Origin of the sequence: Cupriavidus oxalaticus (assembly GCF_038900635.1) — a bacterium.
Lineage (GTDB): Bacteria > Pseudomonadota > Gammaproteobacteria > Burkholderiales > Burkholderiaceae > Cupriavidus > Cupriavidus oxalaticus_B.
The window spans coordinates 334007-355453 of the sequence record NZ_JAYMRX010000005.1 but is presented as its reverse complement, the minus strand read 5'-3'; the positions used below and the strand labels follow the sequence as shown (position 1 = coordinate 355453).

General features: G+C 67.2%; 20 protein-coding genes and 1 pseudogene. 4 read left to right on the top strand and 17 right to left on the bottom strand.

What is annotated here, in order from left to right; genetic code table 11:
* Positions 1-3 precede the first annotated feature (3 nt).
* Complete coding sequence (locus VSR71_RS12025) at positions 4-1203, bottom strand: CAP domain-containing protein (RefSeq protein ID WP_342914066.1); 1200 nt, start codon at positions 1201-1203, stop codon at positions 4-6.
* Between the two features lie 225 nt (positions 1204-1428).
* Positions 1429-2367, bottom strand: coding sequence for a LysR family transcriptional regulator (locus VSR71_RS12020; protein ID WP_342914065.1), 939 nt, complete (start codon positions 2365-2367; stop codon positions 1429-1431).
* A gap of 189 nt (positions 2368-2556) precedes the next feature.
* Between VSR71_RS12020 and VSR71_RS12015 the strand changes: the two genes are divergently transcribed.
* Together VSR71_RS12015 and VSR71_RS12010 are read left to right on the top strand one after the other, a co-directional pair.
* Positions 2557-3819, top strand: a complete 1263-nt coding sequence (locus tag VSR71_RS12015) for an acyl-CoA dehydrogenase family protein (protein WP_342914064.1) — start codon at positions 2557-2559, stop codon at positions 3817-3819.
* A gap of 170 nt (positions 3820-3989) precedes the next feature.
* A complete protein-coding gene (locus VSR71_RS12010) occupies positions 3990-4682 on the top strand; it encodes a glutathione binding-like protein (protein WP_342914063.1) in 693 nt (230 codons plus the stop codon).
* A gap of 38 nt (positions 4683-4720) precedes the next feature.
* Here the strand turns inward: VSR71_RS12010 and VSR71_RS12005 are convergent, their stop codons facing one another.
* Entirely contained in the window at positions 4721-5590 is an 870-nt protein-coding gene (locus VSR71_RS12005) for a hypothetical protein (RefSeq protein WP_342914062.1), read from the bottom strand.
* 267 nt (positions 5591-5857) lie between these two features.
* Between VSR71_RS12005 and VSR71_RS12000 the strand changes: the two genes are divergently transcribed.
* Positions 5858-6298, top strand: coding sequence for a helix-turn-helix transcriptional regulator (locus tag VSR71_RS12000; protein ID WP_342914061.1), 441 nt, complete (start codon positions 5858-5860; stop codon positions 6296-6298).
* On the opposite strand, the gene ureG is transcribed toward VSR71_RS12000, so the two are convergent.
* The 14 genes and pseudogenes from ureG to urtA all read right to left on the bottom strand — a co-directional run bounded on the left by ureG (position 6295) and on the right by urtA (position 18787).
* On the bottom strand, positions 6295-6924 hold the full coding sequence (ureG, locus tag VSR71_RS11995; protein WP_342914060.1) for an urease accessory protein UreG: 630 nt from the start codon (positions 6922-6924) through the stop codon (positions 6295-6297). The genes VSR71_RS12000 and ureG overlap by 4 nt on opposite strands.
* 14 nt (positions 6925-6938) lie before the next feature.
* Positions 6939-7631, bottom strand: coding sequence for an urease accessory protein UreF (locus VSR71_RS11990; protein WP_342914059.1), 693 nt, complete (start codon positions 7629-7631; stop codon positions 6939-6941).
* 159 nt (positions 7632-7790) lie between these two features.
* Positions 7791-8243: pseudogene (locus VSR71_RS35290) on the bottom strand (endonuclease domain-containing protein); the annotation flags it as partial.
* A 9-nt stretch (positions 8244-8252) separates the two neighbouring features.
* On the bottom strand, positions 8253-8876 hold the full coding sequence (gene ureE / locus VSR71_RS11985; RefSeq protein WP_342914058.1) for an urease accessory protein UreE: 624 nt from the start codon (positions 8874-8876) through the stop codon (positions 8253-8255).
* 29 nt (positions 8877-8905) lie between these two features.
* Positions 8906-10621 carry an urease subunit alpha gene (ureC, locus tag VSR71_RS11980; protein ID WP_428979385.1) on the bottom strand — a complete coding sequence of 572 codons (1716 nt, stop codon included), beginning with the start codon at positions 10619-10621 and terminating at the stop codon, positions 8906-8908.
* Positions 10621-10926 (bottom strand): urease subunit beta, encoded by a 306-nt coding sequence (locus VSR71_RS11975; protein WP_342914056.1) that lies wholly within the window; start codon positions 10924-10926, stop codon positions 10621-10623. The genes ureC and VSR71_RS11975 overlap by 1 nt, the downstream gene beginning before the upstream one ends.
* Positions 10927-10937: 11 nt before the next feature.
* The gene (locus tag VSR71_RS11970; protein ID WP_342914055.1) at positions 10938-11549 is read right to left on the bottom strand and encodes a HupE/UreJ family protein; all 612 of its coding nucleotides are present in this window, start codon (positions 11547-11549) and stop codon (positions 10938-10940) included.
* 60 nt (positions 11550-11609) lie between these two features.
* Positions 11610-11912: an urease subunit gamma gene (locus VSR71_RS11965; protein ID WP_342914054.1), complete on the bottom strand. Its 303-nt coding sequence runs from the start codon at positions 11910-11912 to the stop codon at positions 11610-11612.
* A gap of 49 nt (positions 11913-11961) precedes the next feature.
* The gene (locus VSR71_RS11960) at positions 11962-12831 is read right to left on the bottom strand and encodes an urease accessory protein UreD (RefSeq protein WP_342914053.1); all 870 of its coding nucleotides are present in this window, start codon (positions 12829-12831) and stop codon (positions 11962-11964) included.
* Positions 12832-12940: 109 nt separating this feature from the next.
* Complete coding sequence (urtE, locus tag VSR71_RS11955) at positions 12941-13633, bottom strand: urea ABC transporter ATP-binding subunit UrtE (RefSeq protein WP_342914052.1); 693 nt, start codon at positions 13631-13633, stop codon at positions 12941-12943.
* Between the two features lie 2 nt (positions 13634-13635).
* Complete coding sequence (urtD, locus tag VSR71_RS11950) at positions 13636-14484, bottom strand: urea ABC transporter ATP-binding protein UrtD (protein WP_342914051.1); 849 nt, start codon at positions 14482-14484, stop codon at positions 13636-13638.
* The gene (gene urtC, locus VSR71_RS11945; protein ID WP_342914083.1) at positions 14481-15689 is read right to left on the bottom strand and encodes an urea ABC transporter permease subunit UrtC; all 1209 of its coding nucleotides are present in this window, start codon (positions 15687-15689) and stop codon (positions 14481-14483) included. Before urtC ends, urtD begins: the two co-directional genes overlap by 4 nt.
* On the bottom strand, positions 15689-17335 hold the full coding sequence (gene urtB, locus VSR71_RS11940) for an urea ABC transporter permease subunit UrtB (protein ID WP_428979384.1): 1647 nt from the start codon (positions 17333-17335) through the stop codon (positions 15689-15691). The genes urtC and urtB overlap by 1 nt, the downstream gene beginning before the upstream one ends.
* Positions 17336-17530: 195 nt before the next feature.
* Positions 17531-18787: an urea ABC transporter substrate-binding protein gene (gene urtA, locus VSR71_RS11935; RefSeq protein ID WP_342914049.1), complete on the bottom strand. Its 1257-nt coding sequence runs from the start codon at positions 18785-18787 to the stop codon at positions 17531-17533.
* Between the two features lie 527 nt (positions 18788-19314).
* Here urtA and VSR71_RS11930 point away from each other — a divergent pair.
* Positions 19315-21369, top strand: coding sequence for a gamma-glutamyltransferase family protein (locus VSR71_RS11930; protein WP_342914048.1), 2055 nt, complete (start codon positions 19315-19317; stop codon positions 21367-21369).
* Positions 21370-21447: the final 78 nt, after the last annotated feature.

Genomic DNA, 21447 nt, shown 5'->3' with positions numbered 1-21447 from the left:
AGATCAGCGCGTGGTGAACGACCAGCTCAGGTCCACCGGCTGCGAACCCAGGCGGCCAGTCACGCGGACGTTGTAGCGCTGGCCGCTGGCCAGCGGTGCCACCGGCGTGCAGATCGCCAGGCCGCGTGCGGCGCTGGACAGGCCAGAAGAACGGCTGTCGACCTTCAGGCAATTGACGCTGGCACCCTGTGCGTCGGTGATGGCGAAGTTGTCGGCATCGAATTGCAGCGAGGTGTTGACCGCCTGCAGCGAGACCGGGTAGCCCACGGTCTTGCCTTCGTAGCCTGGCGCCGGGTTGGGGCTTTCGGAGTTGACCCAGCTCGCCGGCACGTCGGCCTGGCCGTTGAACGGATAAGCCACCATCTGGTTGTCGGTGCCGCCCTTGGACGCATCGGCCAGGTCGATGGTCTGGTAGTAGCTCGCCGAGGTGCCGCTGCCGTTCGGGCCCACGCTTTCGGCAAAGCCGCTGCCGGCCGAGCCGTAGCTGCCCAGCAGCGCGGCGCGGTGGAACGGCGCGTTGATCAGGTCGGAGACCAGCGCATCCTTGGGCGACATCGACAGGTTGGCATTGGCCACCGAGGTCCAGCGATTGGCGCCGGCCACCACTTCCGCGGTGGCATTTGTCGGGTAGGCGGCCTGGATGCGGGCGTTGGGCGTCGCACCGGTATAGCCGGGCTTGCCGCTGACTTCGTCGTGCGTCAGCGTGGCGTTGGCCAGCATGTACCCGGTGTGGTTCTGCGCCACGGTGTTGAGCGCGTCGCGCGCGGCCAGCGGCGGGAGGCCGACCTGCTCGCGGCGATAGTTGGCGTAGCACAGGCCCGCGCTGCGCGGTTCCTCGAGCACGCGGTAGTTGCTGACCGCGCTGCCGCGCGCCGGCAACAGCGTGATGCCGCTGCCTGCCGCGGGTGCCGGTGCCGCACCGCTGACGGTGTAGCAGCCGCCGGCCGTGGTCGGCGTGGAAGAAGTCGAACCAGGCGTCGAGCCGGGGGTCGAACCGGGGGTGGCGCTGGACTGGGTGCCGGATTGCGAGGAGCCCTGCGGCGCGCCGGCCGACGTGGTTCCGCCACCGCCGTCGCCACCGCCGCCACAAGCGGACAAGGCCAGCGCGGCAGCGGCGCAGAGGCCGGTCAGGGTGAACGTGGTGCGGCGCGCGCGTCGCGGCAGCGTCGGTTGGCAATCAGCAAGCAAGCGTGTCCCGGTCATCGGTCTGGAATTGTCGTAGTCGTGGAATAAGGCATCTGCCTGAGGGATCCGCACGCGCGGACAACCGACGCATGAGGCGCCGGAGGCAGAAAGACCGAACGATGGTATGAGCGTGACCCGGCAGGGTCTAGCGTGCGAACAATTGCTTACGTGTGCACCGCGCGCGCTTCACCGGGGCAACGCCCAATACACATTGGCGCAACCGACATGCGACGCGCACTCCGCTCAGCCCGCAGGCGCCACATCGGAGGTGCCGCCACCGAGCGATGTCATCACCGCCATCAACTGCTCGCGCAGCCACCTGTTGGCGCCATCGTTCTCGCCACCCGCATGCCAGTACAGGTGCAGTTCCAGCGTCGGCACCTTGAACGGCAGGGACAGCAGCCGGTTGGCATACGGCTCGTTGGCGATGCGCGCATAGCGCAGCGGCAGCGTGGCCAGGAGATCGGTGCAGCTGACCACGCGGCACGCGGCGGCATAGTGCTGGCAGCGCAGCCGCACGCGCCGCGTCAGGCCCATGCGGTGCAGCGCCTGGTCTTCCAGCCCGGCGCCACGCCGGCGCGACGACACGTGCACGTGTTCGGCCGCCAGGTAGCGCTCCAGCGTCAGTTCCTTCTTCACCAGCGGATGGTCGCGGCGCGCCAGCACCACCATCGGGTCGTTCATGAACGGCGCGTGATGGATGGCCGGCGAGACCGGCAGCAGGATATCGATCGCGGTGTCGATGGTCCCGGCCAGCAGCTCGGACTCCATCTCGCGCCGGTCAAAGCGGATCGCGGCGATTTCCACGTGCGGCGCCATCGCCGTCACCCGCGCCATCAGCGGCGGCAGCAGCGTCGACTCCAGCGCGTCGCGCATGCCGATGGTGAAGCGCCGCACCGTATTGGTGGGATCGAAGTGCGGCGTGTCCTGCAGCGTCCGGGCGAACGACTGCAGCGCGCCGCGCACCTCGCCGGCCAGCGAACGGGCCAGCGGCGTCGGCGCCATGCCCTGCCCGCGGCGCTCGAACAAAGGGTCGTCGAACAGCGTCCGCAAGCGCCCCAGCGCGTGGCTGACCGCCGGCTGCGTCAGGTTGAGCTGGCGCGCGGCCGCGGTGATGCTGCCTTCGCTGTAGATGGCGTCGAACACCACGAAGAGGTTGAGGTCGATGCGGGAGAGCTGCATGGCAGCGATTCTGTCATGGAATGCAGGGAATTGATACTGCCAAATCCAGAAAATTCATTTTTCTAATTACTGCCTTTCAGATAGAGTGCATTGCATCGGCGAAGTCTGCCCGAACGACGAAGCCAACCGGCGCCGTTGCCCGCCGTTGCCAATGCGCGGCGCCCATAGATCCCGTAGCGAGGAGACCACATGGATTTCGAGTACAGCCCGAAGGTCAAGGAAATGCAGGCCAAGCTGCTGGCCTTCTTCGACCAGCACATCTATCCGAACGAAAAGCGCTTCGCCGAGGAGATCGACGCGAACCGGCGCGCCGGCGACGCCTGGATCCCGACCAGGGTGATCGAGGAACTGAAGCCGCTGGCGCGCGAAGCCGGCCTGTGGAACCTGTTCCTGCCGCGCTCGCCGCGCGCGCCGCAGGGCCTGTCCAACCTGGAATACGCCACCCTGTGCGAGATCATGGGCCGGGTGCCCTGGTCGGCCGAGGTCTTTAACTGCGCCGCGCCCGACACCGGCAACATGGAGACGCTGGAGCGCTATGCCTCCGAGGAACTGAAGGACAAGTGGCTGGAGCCGCTGCTCGCCGGCGAGATCCGCTCGGCCTTCCTGATGACCGAGCCGGCGGTGGCCTCGTCCGACGCCACCAATATCGAATGCCGCATCGAGCGCGACGGCGATCACTACGTCATCAACGGCACCAAGTGGTGGTCCTCGGGCGCCGGCGATCCGCGCTGCAAGGTCTACATCGTGATGGGCAAGACCAATCCCGACGCGGGCCGCCATGAGCAGCAGTCGATGGTCGTGGTGCCGGCCGACACCCCGGGCATCACCATCAAGCGCTTCCTGCCGGTGTTCGGCTATGACGACGCGCCGCACGGCCACATGGAGATCGAGCTGAAAAACGTGCGCGTGCCGGTCTCGAACATCCTGCTGGGCGAAGGCCGGGGCTTCGAGATCGCGCAGGGCCGCCTCGGCCCGGGCCGCATCCACCATTGCATGCGCAGCATCGGCGTGGCCGAGCGCGCGCTGGAGCTGCTGTGCAAGCGCGCGCTGTCGCGCGTGGCCTTCGGCAAGCCGGTGGCCAACCAGGGCGTCACGCAGGAGCGCATCGCCGAAGCCCGCTGCGAGATCGAGATGGCGCGCCTGCTGACGCTCAAGGCCGCGTACATGATGGACACCGTCGGCAACAAGGTGGCCAAGGCCGAGATCGCGATGATCAAGGTGGTGGCACCGAACGTGGCGCTGAAGGTGATCGACTGGGCCATCCAGGTGCATGGCGCCGCCGGCGTCTCCAGCGACTTCCCGCTGGCCAACTGGTGGGCGCACCAGCGCACGCTGCGCCTGGCCGACGGTCCGGACGAGGTGCACCGCAACGCCATCGCCAAGCTGGAACTGGCCAAGCACATGAACGTGAACCCGGACAGCATCAGGATGCCGGTGGCGCGCGGCTTCTGAGGGCCCGGCGCGGGCGCTTCGCGCGCCTGCCCGGGGGGCCGCCCCTGACGCCAGTATGGAAACGCGCAGCCTGCCTGCGCGTTTTTTTCTTCTGTGCTTAAATCGCCCGGTTCGCCACGTCAGTGGTTGACGTGGCAGTCAACACGATCGCAGCCAGGGGAGCCATTGCGATGATCGACGTCTATACCTGGGCAACGCCCAACGGCCACAAAGTCCACATCATGCTGGAAGAATGCGGCCTGGAGTACAAGGTCCATCCGATCAACATCGGCGCCGGCGACCAGTTCGGCGAGGACTTCCTGAAGATCAGCCCCAACAACAAGATTCCCGCCATCGTCGATCACAACGGCCCGGACGGCAAGCCGATCTCGCTGTTCGAATCGGGCGCCATCCTGCTGTACCTGGCCGGCAAGACCGGCAGGTTCCTGCCCGAGGACGTGCGCGGCAAGTACGACGCGCTGCAGTGGCTGATGTTCCAGATGGGCGGCGTCGGCCCGATGCTGGGCCAGGCGCACCACTTCCGCATCTACGCGCCGGAGAAGATCGAGTACGCGGTGAATCGCTACACCAATGAAGCCAGGCGCCTTTACGGCGTGATCGACACGCAGCTGGCGAAGCACGAATGGCTGGCCGGCGACCAGTACACCATCGCCGACATCGCCACCTTCCCGTGGCTGCGCAGCTGGCAGAACCAGGGCGTCGAACTGGACGAATACCCGAACCTGAAGCGCTGGTTCAACGAGATCGCCGAGCGTCCCGCGGTCAAGCGCGGCGTCGAGGTGCTGGCCAGCGCGCGCAAGGCGCTGCAGGACGACAAGGCGCGCGAGGTGCTGTTCGGCGCCACGCAGTACAAGCGCCACTGAGCGCCGGCCCCGGGCATGACCCCGGGATGCCGCGGTATTCACGCCGCCACCAGTGCCGGCGTGCTGGCACGCTCCCTGGCCAGCCCGCCGGCGCACCGCGCGGCCTGGCCGTTCCCGCCTTCGCTTTCGTTGCCGCCGTCGCTTTCGTTCCCGTCTTCGCTTTCGCTTCCGCGCCCGCCCGGCGGCCCGAAGCAGCACAGCAGGGCCGTGCCGGGCATGAGCACGTCGAGACGACAGGTTTCATTCGCATCCGGCGCGTACAGTGCGCCGGGCTGCAGGAACGCCGCCACGCCCGCCGCTGGCACCTCCGGCCCGTGCCAGTACAAGCCTGCGGCACCGCGATAGCACAGCGCCCAGCGCAAGCCACGCGCGCGCAGCCGCTGCGCCCAGTCGCCGCCCGCGTCATCGAGCTGGACGAACTCGGGCCGCATGCCTGACGGGCTTGGCAGCGCGGCCACGCCGCCCGGGGATGCGCCGGCCATCCCCTCAGGGTCGTCCGCACCCACCTCCCCCAGCGTGCAGCGATGCGCGCCAGCGGGCAGCAACACCGGCGCCGCGGCGGCATCCTGCGCCACCGTGCGCACCAGGATCGTGTCGACCGTCGCGCGGACCTGTATCGGTACGCCGGTGGCAGGCGCGAACAACTCGCCGCCGCCCGTCAGCAGGCTGCCGCGCCGGGGCGCCGACATGCGCAGCCCGCCGCGCAGGCAGGCCCACCACTCGGGCCGCTGCGCGACGAATTCGGGTTGGACTTCCCCCGCGCGGAGAAATACGTAGTCGCAGGTTTCGCCAAGCCCTGCCGTAGCGGACAGCAAGCGCGACTGGAAACCGATGGTCAGATCCGCCACCGCATGGTGGCCGGAATGGAAAGCGCGCATCTGCGCGTCGAACAGCGTGAAGATCTGCATGGCAATTCCCTGAGCAGGGCGACAGGATGCGGCCATCCTGTCCGCGCGACCCGGCGCACGAGCGAACGCGTCGCGCCGGCATCGCACAGTGGTCCCGTCTGGCGCGGCCATGCAAGCCGCCCGGTGTCATGCCATCGTGCCGCGCCATATGCACTGGCGCATCCCTTATTCCGCGGATCGGGCATCGATAGTGAGGGGGAGAATAAGTTGTCGTGGCCTCAAGGTCAAACCCTTAGCCTCAGAACACTCTGAACTTCCTACGATCCCATGACTACTCGACATCTCAGACTTTTCGGATTGCATCTCGCCTGGCTGCGCAAGCAGCGCGGCTGGTCCCAGGAAACGTTGTCGCTGGAAAGCGGTCTGGCGCGTTCCTACCTGAGCGGCATCGAAGGGGGCAAGCGCAACCTTGCACTGATCAACATCTGCACGCTGGCCGAGACCCTTGCGGTCCCGCCGTCCGAAATGCTGGACTTCGCACGCCACGATGTCAGCGAGTTGCAGGTGGAACAGCCGCCGATGCCCTACGGCAACCGGCAGCAGGCAGCCATCGAGGCCACCGTGCGCCATATGGCCGAACTCAACGAGCCGGAGCTGAACCTGGTGGCGGCGGTAGCGCGGGCGCTGGCGGGCAAGGGCAGCTTCCGCCCGCCGGTGAGCTATGTCAAACCCGGCGCCAGGGCCGCCGCGGGCGACATCAATCCCTAGACGCCAAGCATGCCCTGCCGTTCGATGAAGCGGATCACTTCGTCCAGGCCCTGTCCGGACTTGACGCTGCCCATCACGAACGGCCGGGTGCCGCGCATCTTGCGGGCATCGCTCTCCATCACTTCCAGCGACGCGCCGACGTACGGCGCGAGGTCTGTCTTGTTGATCACCAGCAGGTCGGACTTGGTAATTCCGGGGCCGCCTTTTCTCGGAATTTTCTCACCACCGGCTACGTCAATCACGTAGATCGTCAGATCAGAAAGTTCTGGGCTGAAAGTTGCCGCGAGGTTGTCGCCGCCGGACTCGATGAACACCACGTCGGCGTCCGGGAATCTCGCCAGCATGCGGTCCACCGCTTCCAGGTTGATCGACGCATCCTCGCGGATCGCGGTGTGCGGGCAACCGCCGGTTTCCACGCCCATGATGCGTTCCGCCGGCAAGGCGCCGGAGATCGTCAGCAGGCGCTGGTCTTCCTTGGTGTAGATGTCGTTGGTGATCGCGACCAGGTCATAGCGGTCGCGCATGGCCTTGCACAGCATCTCCAGCAGCGTGGTCTTGCCGGAGCCAACCGGGCCGCCGACGCCGACGCGCAGCGGAGGGTTCTTCTTGGTACGGGCCTGGGTCATGGTGGGGTGTGGATTCAGGAACGGAACAGCCGGGAATACTGCGTTTCGTGGCGTGCGGAAAGCAGGCCCAGCATCGGGGAAAAGGTTGACAGTTGCGGCGGCGTGGAATCGGCGCGGCGCGTGGCTTCGTCCACGGTTTCCAGTACCGCCGCGTGAAGGCGGCGCAGCATGTGTTGCCCGGCGACCTGGCCGAGCGGCACCGACTTGATCGCGGCGGCAACCTGGTTCTCGGCCCAGTTGAAGCAATACGCGGCCAGGCCGTCGCTGGCGTCGACCTCCAGCGCAACGCAGGCCGCGGTGAAGGCAGTTGGCAGGCAGACCGGTGACAGCGTTGCCAGCGCCTCGCGCAATGCCGGCGTCCCCCACTCCATCTGGGCGATCAGCTTCGCCAGCGACCAGCCCATCTGCTCGGTCTCGAGGCGCAGCTCCGAGGTTTCGCGGGTGGCATGGAACCAGTCGTTCCACGCCTGCACTGCTGCCGTGTCGCCGGCATGCCAATGGCGATGCAATAGCAGCCACAGCGGCGCTTCGCATTGGGACTGGACATGCAGCAGGTTGTCGCGGATCCAGCGCTCGGCGGTCGGGGCGTCATGGATGACGCCAGCCTCGATCGCGGCTTCAAGCCCTTGCGAATAGCTGAAGCCGCCGATGGGCAAGGCGGGGGATGCGAGGTGCAGCAGGGAGATGAGTTGGTGGAGGTTGGTCATGGCTACAGTCCGCGCTTGCCACCGGTTTGCTCCCCTCTCCCGCTTTGCGGGAGAGGGGTCGGGGGAGAGGGCCAGCGAATCCAAGAACCCCAACCCTAACAAGACGTGGCGTATCGATTCCAGCACTGCCTCAGTGTTACCCAATATGTCGTGATTCCAGAATCTCAGTACCCGATATCCCTCGCGCCTAAACCAGGCGTCACGCCCGGCATCGGCCGAGCTTCCGTGTTGGCCGCCATCTGCCTCGATAACGAGCCGTGCCTCAAGACAAACAAAGTCCGCGATAAATGGGCCTAGCTGATGTTGGCGCTTGAATTTCAGCCCCATAAAGCGCCGGTCCCGGAGCTGATACCACAAGCGCTGTTCGGCATCCGTCTGTCGCGCCCTCAGTGTGCGTGCGAATACTGGCTTCGGGATGCGCTCGCCCTCACCCCCGGCCCCTCTCCCGCAAGCGGGAGAGGGGAGCGAACCATCAGTGCCGGAAAAGGCCGTAGCATCGGTCAGTTGCCGGTTGTGTGCTCCCTCTCCCGCTTGCGGGAGAGGGTCGGGGTGAGGGCCCGGCACGTCGACGAAGTATGGTGCGGCCGCCTGCCCACGCCTCCCTTTGTTCATCACCCTTACCTAGTGTCCATGCTTACAACCCTCGTCATGCACATGAGTCCCTTCGCCATGATCATGCGAGTGCGAGTGCGAGTGCGAGTGCGAGTGCGAGTGCGAGTGCGAGTGCCCATGATGCTCGTGGAACACCGCCTGCGCCGCCGCATAGTCCTCCGCGAACGTGGCATCGTGGCCATGCTTGTGCCCGCCGCCATACGCCCCGGCTTCCGGTTCGAACGGCAGCTCCGCGCGCTCGGCGCGCACGCCCAGGCGTTGCAGCATGTCGGCCAGCACCGGGTCGTACTCGAGCCGCAGATAGTCGCGCCCGATCTCCACCGGCGTGTGCCGGTTGCCAAGGTGATACGCCGCGCGCATCAGCGCGTGCGGATCCTCCGAACGCACGTCCAGAACGGCCTCCGCCGCAGCCTGCACTTCGACAAAACTGCCATCCTCGGCCACCAGCAAATCGCCACCGCGCAGCACCGTGCCGCGCGGCAGGAACAGCGCGGCCTCGGTGCCGTCGTCGAGCATCGCGCGCAGGCGGCTCTTGCTGCGTTCGTTGAATGGCAGGACCAGCTTGGGGGCACGGCGCACCAGCACCGGCGCGATGCAGTGCGGGGCGCTCAGGAGTTTGTCGATCTTCAGCATGCGCGATGCGGGACGTGGGCCCCGGCGGTTCAGAACAGGAAATAGCGCTGCGCCATGGGCAGCTCGGTGGCGGGCTCGCAGGTCAGCAACTGGCCGTCGGCGACAACCTGGTAAGTCTCCGGATCGACCGTGACGTGCGGTTGCCAGTCATTGTGCACCATGTCGCGTTTGCTGACCGTGCGCGTGCCGCGCACCGCCGACAGCGTCTTGGCCAGCCCATAGCGCTCTGCGATATTGGCCGCCAGTGCCGCCTGCGAGACAAAAGTCAGCGAAGACCGGTGCAGCGCCCTGCCCGCCGATGCGAACATCGGCCGGTAATGCACCGGCTGCGGTGTCGGGATCGACGCATTGGGATCGCCCATCGCCGCGGCGGCGATCATGCCGCCCTTCAGGATCAGGCTGGGCTTGACGCCGAAGAACGCCGGACGCCACAGCACCAGGTCCGCCCATTTGCCGACCTCGACCGAGCCCACCTCATGCGCGATGCCATGCGTCAGCGCCGGGTTGATGGTGTACTTGGCGACATAGCGCTTGACGCGGAAATTGTCGTGCCCGCCGCGCGCATCGTGCGGATCGCCCGGCAGCTTGCCGCGCTGCAGCGCCATCTTGTGCGCGGTCTGCCAGGTGCGGATGATGACCTCGCCGACGCGGCCCATGGCCTGCGAGTCGCTGGAGATCATCGAGAACGCGCCGAGGTCGTGCAGGATGTCCTCCGCGGCGATAGTCTCGCGGCGGATGCGGCTTTCGGCGAAGGCGATATCCTCGGCGATCGACGGATCGAGGTGATGGCATACCATCAGCATGTCGAGGTGCTCGTCCAGCGTGTTCACCGTGTACGGCCGCGTCGGGTTGGTCGACGACGGCAGCACATTGGCCTCGCCGCAGACCTTGATGATGTCCGGCGCATGGCCGCCGCCGGCGCCTTCGGTGTGGTACGTATGGATGGTGCGGCCCTTGAACGCGGCAATGGTCGCCTCGACAAAACCGGCCTCGTTCAGCGTATCGGTATGGATCGCCACCTGCGTGTCGGTTGCGTCCGCCACCGACAGGCAGGTGTCGATCGCCGCCGGCGTGGTGCCCCAGTCCTCATGCAGCTTCAGCCCGATCGCGCCCGCCTCCACCTGCTCCAGGATCGGCGCCTGCTGGCTGGCGTTGCCCTTGCCGAGCAGGCCGATATTCATCGGGTAGGCGTCCACCGCCTGCAGCATCCGTTCCATGAACCACGGCCCCGGCGTCACGGTGGTGGCGAAGGTGCCCGTCGCCGGCCCGGTGCCGCCGCCGATCATGGTGGTGACGCCGCTCATCAGCGCCTCTTCGATCTGCTGCGGGCAGATGAAATGGATATGGCTGTCGATGCCGCCCGCGGTGACGATCATGCCCTCGCCCGCGATCACCTCCGTACCCGGCCCGACCACGATGGTCACGCCCGGCTGGATATCCGGGTTGCCGGCCTTGCCGATCGACGCGATGCGCCCGTCCTTCAGCCCGATGTCGGCCTTGACGATGCCCCAGTGGTCGACGATCAGCGCATTGGTGATCACCGTGTCGACGCAGTCCTTCGCCATGCGCTGGCTCTGGCCCATGCCGTCGCGGATCACCTTGCCGCCGCCGAACTTCACTTCCTCGCCGTAGATGGTGAAGTCCTTCTCGACTTCGATGATGAGCCCGGTGTCGGCCAGCCGCACGCGGTCGCCGGTGGTGGGGCCGAACATCTCGGCATAGGCCTGCCTGGAGATTCTTGCCATCACAGCGCTCCCATGATCTTGCCGTTGAAGCCGTAGACGATGCGGTCGCCATCCAGCGCCACCAGTTCGACGGTGCGGGTCTGCCCCGGCTCGAAACGCACCGCCGTACCCGCCGCGATATTCAGCCGGAAGCCGCGCGTGGCTGCGCGATCGAATGACAGCGCGGGGTTGGTTTCGAAGAAGTGGAAGTGCGAGCCGACCTGGATCGGCCGGTCGCCGGTATTGGCCACCGTCACGCTGACCGTCGCGCGGCCGGCGTTGAGTTCGATCTCGCCATCGGCGGGTATCAGTTCACCGGGGATCATGGTGCGTCTCCTCAGGCCACCAGCAGACCGGCGCCGTACAGCGCCACGCCGGCACCGGCGAGGCGGGCCAGCCAACCGGCATGGCGGCGCAGCAGCGTGCCGGCGCCGATGCCGAGCAGGTGCAGCGCCATGGTCGCGGCGGCGAAGCCGCCGACGTAGGCCAGCACGGCGGGCAGCGCCGCGGCGGTAGCCGGCAGCTCGGCGCCATGCGCATAGCCGTGGAACACCGCAAAGCCGCCTACCAGCACCGCGCCGGCCCAGCCCGGCAACCTGGCGCGCAGCGCCAGCAGCAGGCCTACCGCCAGCAGCGATGCCGCGATCATCGGCTCGACTGCCGGCAGCGCCACGCCGGCGATCCCCAGCGCGGCACCAACCAGCATCAGCGCGACGAAGACCAGCGGCAGGCGCAGCGTATCGGCAGCCGAGCGCGCCACCAGCGCGCTCCACACGCCTACCGCCGCCATCGCCAGCAGGTGGTCGGCACCGGTGAACGGGTGCGCCAGGCCGGCCCACAGGCTGGCGCCGACGGTGGCGGCGTCATGGCCGGGGTGCGCCAGCGCGGCGGTGGCGGCAGCGGTCAGGGTGGCGCCCAGGGCAAGGCGCAGGCAGGCGGAACGGGTCATATCGGCTCTCGGTTGGCTTTGTTATTCGGATCGGTCGGAATCGGTCGTTCAGGCGCAGGCTCAGACGATGGGATGGTGCACCGTCACCAACTTGGTGCCATCGGGGAACGTCGCTTCCACCTGGATATCGGGAATCATCTCGGCAACACCGTCCATCACGTCTTCGCGCGTCAGCACGGTGGTGCCTTCGTGCATCAGCTCGGCCACGGTGCGGCCGTCGCGCGCGCCTTCCATGATGGCGGCCGTGATCAGCGCCACCGCTTCCGGATAGTTGAGCTTGAGTCCGCGCGCCTTGCGCCGTTCGGCCAGCAGCGCGGCTGTGAAGATCAGCAGCTTGTCCTTCTCTCTCGGCGTCAGTTCCATCGCTTGTTCCTTGTATGCCTTCTTGTCTGTGTTGCTTTCCGCTAGTGGCCTACGTCGCCCACAGGCGCAGCGGCCGCGCCATCACGCCATGCATCGGCTCGCGCAGCGCGCTCCAGCTGTCGACCATCACGTGGCGCACGGCCTCCATCTGCCGGCCGAGCACGCGCACCAGCAGCATCGACTGGCCATGGGCTGCCAGGCAGGTCACGCCCGCGCGCAGTTCCGGGCCGCAGGGCAACCGTTCGGCCAGAGATTCCGCCAGTTGCTGCGTGGCGCCCTCCCCCACCGCCCACAGCGTGCCCAGCACATTGAGTCCGTCCAGTCCCGCCACCGCGGTGCGCAGCGGCGAATCCGCCTCGAGATGCGACTGCTCGATCCACAACGCGCGCTCGCCCGCGCCGACGCGTGTATCAAGCCACAACGCGCCGCGCGCCCATTGCTCGCCCGATGCCTGCCGGCCGAGCGCCACGGCATCCCAGCCGATCGCGCTGCCGCCCGGCGCCACGTCGAGTACCGTCGCAATGCGCGCGCGCGCATCGTCGAACACGATGTTTTCCTGCGGCAGCCAGTCCAGCCGCGCCCCCGCGCCGACCGACAGCCGCACCTGCTGCGACGCGTCGCGGCCGAGCGACTTGTACCACTTGGTGGCGCCCGGCGTGGCCAGCACCGCATGGGCGCCGGCTTCGACCGTCACCTCGATATCCAGGCTGTCGCCGCCCGCGACGCCTGCCGGCGGATGCAGGATGACGGCATGGCAGATGCCGCCTTCGGGATAAAGCGGCTTCTGCACCAGCAATGGCCCCTGGTGGCGGCGCTCGACCAGCGCGGTGCGTTCGCCGCGTTGCGCAAAGCGCAGCCGCAGGCTGGCCTGCCATGCGGCAGGCACGGCGAGTGACGAAGGAAAATCGGGATGACGCATGGCGTGGCAATGCCGGCGGGGGGCGCGCGATGGCGGGGGTTGCAGGCAATCATAGCGCGCCCCCTGCCTGTGCGAAAGCGGCGTGCGATGCGCATTCCCTGCCCCGCCCTTACACGGCAATCAGCTCCCGTACACCGTCCTGCTCCATGCTGGTGCCGCCACCGCGCGCGACCACTTCGCCCCGGCTCATCACCACATAGTGGTCGGCGATATGGCGCGCGAATTCGTAGTACTGTTCGACCAGCAGCACCGTCATGCCGAACTCGTCCACCAGCAGCCGCAGCGCGCGGCCAATGTCCTGGATGATCGATGGCTGGATGCCCTCGGTCGGCTCGTCGAGGATCAGCAGCTGCGGTTCGCTCATCAGCGCCCGACCGATCGCCAGTTGCTGCTGCTGGCCGCCGGACAGGTCGCCGCCGCGGCGCTGGCGCATGGTGCGCAGCACCGGAAACAGCTGATAGATGCGATCCGGCACACCCGCTGGCCGCGCGCGGCTGGCGGCACCGATCAGCAGGTTTTCTTCGACCGTCAGCCGCGGAAAGATCTCGCGCCCCTGCGGCACATAGGCCAGCCCGGCGGAGACGCGCTCGTACGGCGCCTTCTTCTCCAGCGGCTTGCCGTCCCAGTGGATGCTGCCGCTGCGCGTCGGCACCACGCCCATCAGGCATTTCAGCAGCGTGCTCTTGCCTACGCCGTTGCGGCCGAGCAGCGTGGTCAGCTTGCCTGCCGGCACATCGAATGAAACGTTGCGCAGGATATGGCTGCCGCCGTAGTACTGGTTCAGTGCATTGACCTGCAGCATGCTTATCTTCCCAGGTAGGATTCGATCACGCGCTCGTCGCGCTTGACGCTGTCGAGCGTGCCTTCGGCAAGCACGCTGCCCTCGGCCAGCACCGTGACCTTGCCGGCCTCGCCGGCCAGCGCGGCGACGAACTCCATGTCGTGCTCCACCACCATCATCGAGCAGCTGCCGCGCAGGCCGTTGAGCAGGCTGGCGAGCTGCATGGTTTCTTCATCGGTCATGCCGGCTACGGGTTCGTCGAGCAGCAACAGCTGCGGCTGCTGCATCAGCAGCATGCCGATCTCCAGCCGCTGCTTCTGCCCATGCGACAGCAGGCCGGCGGGCCGGTACGCCTCGTCCTCCAGCCCGGTCAGCGCCAGCGTTTCCTCGATGCGGCGATGCCCCTCGCCGGTCAGCCGCGCGCGCAGCGACGACCACCAGCGCTTGTCGGCCTTCATCGCCAGCTCCAGGTTCTCCCACACCGCATGCTGCTCGAACACGGTCGGCTTCTGGAACTTGCGGCCGATGCCGACCTGCGCGATGCGCGGCTCGGTCATCCGCATCAGGTCGATGGTCTGGCCCAGGAACACACGCCCGCTGACATTGGCGTTGCGCGGGCCGGTCTTGCCAGTGATGACGTCCATCATCGTGGTCTTGCCAGCGCCGTTGGGGCCGATCACGCAGCGCAGTTCGCCATGGTCGATCGACAGGTTCAGCTTGTTGAGCGCGCGGAAGCCGTCGAACTGCACGGTGACGTCTTCCAGGTACAGGATCGGGCCGTGCGACACATCGATGGTGCCCGGCTCCAGCATCCGGCCCAGCCCGGTGGCGTCGCCGCTTTCGGCCTGGCCGTGTTCGAGTGCGGCGTTCATGCTTCACCTCCGGTGCGGCCCGCCACCGCGGGCGTGGAAACGGGTTCCGGTGCGGTCGGTGCCGCTGCCGGCGCGCGGCGTTCGCGCAGGCGCTTCCACAGGCCGGTCACGCCATCGGGCAGGTACAACGTCACCAGCACGAACATCGCGCCCAGCAGGAACAGCCAGTACTCGGCGAAGTGAGCGGTGAAGAGCGTCTTGGCGCCGTTGACGAGGAACGCGCCGATGACCGGCCCGATCAGCGTGCCGCGCCCGCCCACGGCGACCCACACCGCCATTTCGATCGAATTGCCGGGCGACATCTCGCCCGGGTTGATGATGCCGACCTGCGGCACGTACAGCGCCCCGGCGATGCCGCACAGCACGGCCGAGAAGGTCCACACGAACAGCTTGTAGCCGAGCGGGTTGTAGCCGGAGAACATGACACGCATTTCGGCATCGCGCACCGCGGTCACCACGCGGCCCAGCTTGGACGTGACGATGTAGCGGCAGGCAACGAATCCGCCCAGCAGCGCCAGGAAGGTCAGCACGAACAGCGCCGTGCGCGTCTGTGGCGCGGCGATGGCGAAGCCCGTGATGCGCTTGAAATCGGTGAAGCCGTTGTTGCCGCCGAAGCCGGTCTCGTTGCGGAAGAACAGCAGCATCGCCGCATAGGTCATTGCCTGCGTGATGATGGACAGGTACACGCCCTTGATGCGGGAGCGGAAGGCAAAGAAGCCGAACAGCCACGCCAGCACGCCCGGCACCAGCACCACCAGCAGCAGCGCATAGCCAAGGTGGTCGGTGCCGTGCCAGAACCACGGCAACTCCTTCCAGTCGAGGAACACCATGAAGTCCGGCAGGTCGCTCTTGTACACGCCTTCGCGCCCGATCGAACGCATCAGGTACATGCCCATGGCATAGCCGCCCAGCGCGAAGAACAGGCCATGGCCGAGGCTCAGGATGCCGCAGTAGCCCCACACCAGGTCGAGTGCGATCGCCGCCAGCGCAAAGCACATGATCTTGCCGACCAGCGTCAGCGCGTACGCCGACAGGTGCAGCGGATGGCCTTCCGGCACCAGCAGCGCGCACACCGGCACGCCGATGCCGACGATCACTGTCAGCGCCACCAGCGCCATCCAGCCGCGCGGCGAGAACAGCGACTGGCGTTCCGGCACGGCAAGCCGGAAAGGCGTCGCGGAAGAATCAGGTTGGAATCGCTGCATCATGCCTCCGCGCTGCGCCCCTTGAGCGCGAAAAGTCCCTGCGGCCGCTTCTGGATAAAGAGCACGATCAGCACCAGGACAAAGATCTTGGCCAGCACCGCGCCATAGAACGGCTCGATGAACTTGTTGATGATGCCCAGCCCGAACGCTCCCACGATGGTGCCGGCGAGCTGCCCCACCCCGCCCAGCACCACCACCATGAACGAGTCGATGATGTAGGCCTGGCCCAGGTCGGGACCGACATTGCCGATCTGCGACAGCGCGCAGCCGCCCAGCCCGGCAATGCCGGCACCGAAGGCAAAGGCGTAGCTGTCGACCTTCCAGGTGCGCACGCCGACGCACGCCGCCATGGTGCGGTTCTGCGTGGTGGCGCGCACGAACAGCCCCAGCCGCGTGCGGTTGAGCACCGCCCACGCCACCGCCACCACCGCCAGCGCGAACAGGATGATGACCACGCGGTTGTAAGGGACCACCAGTCCCGGCATCCATTCGAAGCCGCCGCTCATCCATCCGGGGTTGGCCACTTCGACGTTCTGCGCGCCGAACAGCGTGCGCACCGCCTGCATCAGCAGCAGGCTGATACCGAAGGTGGCCAGCAGCGTTTCGAGGGGGCGGCCGTACAGGTGGCGCAGCACCAGCCGTTCCAGCGCGAAGCCCACCACCGCCGCCGCCAGGAACGACGCCGGCAGCGCCGCCGGCAGGTACCACGCGAACGCATCGGGCGCATAGGTGCGGAACAGCGACTGCACCACGTAGGTGGCATAGGCGCCGATCATCAGGAACTCGCCGTGCGCCATGTTGATGACGCCGATCAGGCCATAGGTGATGGCCAGGCCGAGCGCCGCCAGCAGCAGCACGCTGCCCAGGCTCAGGCCGGCGAACAGGTTGCCGATCACCTCGGCGCGGCGCTGGTCGCTGCGCAGCTGGTCCAGCGCCTGCTGCGCGGCCAGGCGCACGTCGGCATCGGCTTCGCGGTAGTTACCGGCGCTGTCGCGCTCGACCAGCGGCGCCAGCTTCTGGCGGCTCTGCGGGTTGCTGTCCTTGCCGAGGATGCGGATCGCCTCGAGTCGCGCATCGTGCGCGGCGGCGGCATCCGCGGACTCCGCCAGCACCAGGTTGGCCCAGATCACGTCCAGGCTGGCGCGCAGGCCAGCATCGGCCTCGGCCTTGCGCGCGGCTTCCACGGCGGCAAGCGAGGCGCTTTCAGGCTGGTCGCGCAAGGTGTTGATGGCCTGCGCGCGCACCGCGATGTCGGGCGATTGCAGCAGCAGGCTGCTGGCGGCGCTGTCGACCAGCGCGCGCAGGCTGTTGTTCAGGGTCAGGGATTCGAGTTCGTCCGGCTTGACCGTGACCGGCTTGCCGGTGATGGCATCGACCACCTTGTCGCCATCCTGGCGCACCATGCCGACCGACGGCGCATATTGCAGGGTGTCGTCCTGCAGGGCCTTCAGGATCGGTGCGGCTTCAGTGGGCGATGCCTTGGTCAACGCGGACAGCGCCGCGGTCTTGGCGTCGAAGTCGTCTTCGGCCAGTGGCTTCAGGTCGGCCTGCGTCAGCGCGGCGGCCCACGGCGCAGTGGCCAGCAGCAGCGCTGCCAGCAGGGCGCGCAGCCAGGGCATGGCGGTTCGGGATATCGGAAAACGCATAGGGCTGGCGATAGCGAAAGGGTTGGCGAACGCGCGGTTTGCTCCCCTCTCCCACACAGTGGGAGAGGGGTTGGGGGTGAGGGTCGGCATCTATGACGAAGTGAGAGCTGCCGGATTTGCCAGCGCCCGCCCTCACCCCCGGCCCCTCTCCCGCAAGCGGGAGAGGGGAGAAAACCGGCAGGTAGAGACTGCCCCTTACATCACCTTGTCCGGCTTGCCTTCATTACCCGCGATGAACGGGCTCCACGGCTGCGCGCGCACTGCCTTCGGCGTCTTCCACACCACCGAGAACTGGCCATCGCCCTTCACTTCGCCGATCATCACCGGCTTGTACAGGTGGTGGTTCTCGCCCATGGTCAGCGTGAAGCCGTCCGGCGCCTTGAAGGTCTGGCCGTACATCGCCGCGCGCACCTTGTCGGTATCGGTGGTGCCGGCCTTCTTCACGGCCTGGGCCCACATATGGATGCCGACATAGGTGGCTTCCATCGGGTCGTTGGTCACGCGCTTGTCGCCGCCCGGCAGGTTGTTGGCCTTGACCCAGGCCGCCCACTGCTTCCTGAAGGCGTCGTTCTGCGCGTTCTTGACCGACATGAAGTAGTTCCACGCCGCCAGGTGGCCGACCAGCGGCTTGGTGTCGATGCCGCGCAGTTCTTCCTCGCCCACCGAGAACGCCACCACCGGCACGTCCTTGGCCTTCAGGCCGGCGTTGCCCAGTTCCTTGTAGAAGGGCACGTTGGAATCGCCGTTGATGGTCGAGATCACCGCGGTCTTGCCGCCCTGCGAGAACTTCTTGATGTTGGCGACGATGGTCTGGTAATCGCTGTGGCCGAACGGGGTGTAGACCTCTTCGATGTCCTTGTCGGCAACGCCCTTGCTCTTCAGGAAGGCGCGCAGGATCTTGTTGGTGGTGCGCGGGTAGACGTAGTCGGTGCCCAGCAGGAAGAAGCGCTTGGCGCCGCCGCCTTCCTTGCTCATCAGGTATTCCACCGCCGGGATCGCCTGCTGGTTGGGCGCGGCGCCGGTGTAGAAGACGTTCTTGGACATTTCCTCGCCCTCGTACTGCACCGGGTAGAACAGCAGCGAGTTGAGCTCTTCATAGACCGGCAGCACCGACTTGCGCGACACTGAAGTCCAGCAGCCGAAGGTCACTGCGACCTTATCCTTGCTGACCAGCTGGCGCGCCTTCTCGGCGAACAGCGGCCAGTTGGAGGCCGGGTCCACCACCACCGGCTCGAGCTTGCGGCCGAGCACGCCGCCGCTCTTGTTGATCTCGTCGATGGTCATCAGGGCCACGTCTTTCAGCGACGTTTCCGAAATGGCCATCGTGCCGGACAGCGAGTGCAGGATCCCGACCTTGATCGGTTCCTTGGACTGCGCCATGGCCAGCGGGCTGGTACCGATCATTGCCGCGGCGGCGATGGCCGACAGCTTCAGCATGTCACGTCGTTGCATTTGCAGCTCCCGTTTGTGGTGTTAGTAGGGACTACGCTCCCCGGGGGTGATGCATCTGCAACTAGCGTGCCATCGGTTTTGTGCGGCAACCCGGCCGCCACGCGCAGCGCGCACGGCTTGAGCGGGTCGCGCGGACTATCGCGCACCACGAGCGTGCAGCGCAGGTCGGCACTGAGACAGTGCAACGGGAGAAATGGGAACAGTGACGGTGCATGGCGCCCGCGAGCGGGTCACTGCCATGCGCCAGAATCGGCCATGTCGTGCGCAGCCGGTCGGCGGCGCACTGCGCAAGGGGAGCGACGCTGAAGCGTACGCGGCTTGCCAATGGCGACACGCCGCGCAGAAGTAAGCAGACGTTTAAACCGGAATTGGATGACTGTAAATCGGTACAACCATCCATTAAGACAAGGGCGCGGCCAACCTACGGTAAGAAATAGCCGCCGTCCGACCCGCAAAGACGCGGTGGCCGATCGCGCCAGGCGCCGGCCGACACAAGAAGGCGGGTCCACACCACTGAGAGAGAAGCCATGCCGTTATCCGAAGATCAGACGGCGTCACTCGCCGTCCCGCCATCGTCGCTCCGCGCCATCCCATCCTCATCGCGCCGCAAGAGCATCCTGGCGCTGGCCGTATTCGCCTTGGCGCTGGGCGCCTGCGGTGGCGGCGACGACCCGCCACCGGTCGTCACCACGCCGCCGCCGGCCACGCCCTCCGGATGCGAGCTAGACGGCAGCACCGGCGGCCAGGCGGTGGTGCTGCCCGGCGACCCGAACGCGCCCGAGCAGGCCACCGGCTACGCGCCCAAGTCGACGGTCTACAGCAAGACCTATATGGCGGTGACCAACAACCCGCTCTCGACCAAGGTCGCGTGCGATGTGCTCAAGGACGGCGGTACCGCGGTCGATGCCGCGGTCGCCGCACAAATGGTGCTGAACCTGGTCGAGCCGCAGTCCTCCGGCATCGGCGGGGGCGCCTTCATCATGTATTACGACGCCACGACCAGAGCGGTGACCGCCTACGACGGCCGCGAGACCGCCCCGGCTGGTGCCGACGAAAACTACATCCAGTGGAAATCCGCTACCGACCAGACCGCGCCGGCGCCCAACGCGGTGCGCAGCGGCCGGTCGATCGGCACGCCCGGCACGCTGCGCGTGCTGGAACTGGCACACGGCGAGCATGGCAAACTGGCCTGGAAGGACCTGTTCACGCCGGCCATCAAGCTCGCCACCGATGGCTTCGCAGTCCCGCCCCGGATGGCGGCGGCGATTTCCGGCACCACCACGGTGGCCAATATCCAGCGCGACCCGGAAATGGCCGCCTACTTCCTGAATCCTGACGGCACGCCGCGCGCGGTCAATACCATCCTCAGAAATCCGGCACTTGCGGGCGTGTTCACTGCCGTGGCCGCCGGCGGGGCCGACGCCTTCTACAAGAACGGCCCGATCGCCCAGGCCATCGTCGCCAAGATCCAGACCACCTACGACGGCAACACCACGCCCGGCGTGACCACGCTGGACGACCTGGCCAACTACCAGGCCAAGAAGCGCACGGCGGTCTGCACCACCTACCGCCAGTACGAGATCTGCGGCATGCCGCCGCCCTCCTCCGGCGGCATCGCGGTGGCGCAGATCCTGGGCATCGTCGAGAATTTCGACATGGCCAGCCACGGCCCCACGCTGGTCGACCAGAACGGCGGCCGGCCCAGCGTGCTGGGCGCGCACCTGCTCGGCGAAGCGGGCCACCTGGCCTATGCAGACCGCAACAAGTACGTGGCCGACACCGACTTCATCGGCCTGCCGGGCGGCAGCTGGGACACCATGCTGAACAAGCCCTACCTGAGCCAGCGCGCCGCGCTGATCAGCACCACCGGCGTGCTGACCACGCCGGTGGCGGCGGGCAACCTCGGCGATGTACCGCTGTCGCCGTCGTTCGTGCAGGAGCGCGGCACCACCCACCTGTCGCTGCACGACAAGTACGGCAACGTGGTGGCGATGACCACTACCATCGAGTCGGGGCTGGGGTCGTACCACATGACCAACGGCTTCCTGCTCAACAACGAGCTGACCGACTTTAACGCCGCGCCTTCCGTGGGCGGCGTGCTGGTCGCCAACCGCGTGCAGCCGGGCAAGCGGCCGCGCAGCTCGATGTCGCCGACGCTGGTGTTCAAGCGCAATGCCGACGGGTCGCGCGGGGACTTCTACATGACCACCGGTTCGCCCGGCGGCGCGACCATCATCCAGTACGTGGCGAAGACACTGGTGGCGGCGCTGGACTGGAACATGGATGCGCAGCAGGCGGTGTCGATGATCGACTTCGGCGGCTCCAACGGCGCGGGCTCGGCCATGATCGTTGGCGGCGAGCACCCCAATGTCGACCTCAGCGTGCCGTCCGGCGGACTGGCGGGCGATAACGACCCGCTGGTCAAGGGCCTGCGCAACCTTGGTCACACGGTCAACACCGCCGCGCAGTCGAGCGGCCTGAGCGCGATCATCCGCACCACCATCGGCGGATCGGCGGTACTGGTGGGCGGCGCCGACCCGCGCCGCGAAGGCGTGGTGCTGGGCGATACGTTCAAGCCTTGACGCTTTGGCCGCAGTAAAAAAAAAGGGGCCCCTCGCGGGGCCCCGTTTTTCGATGCCAGGCTGCCAGAACAGCACAGT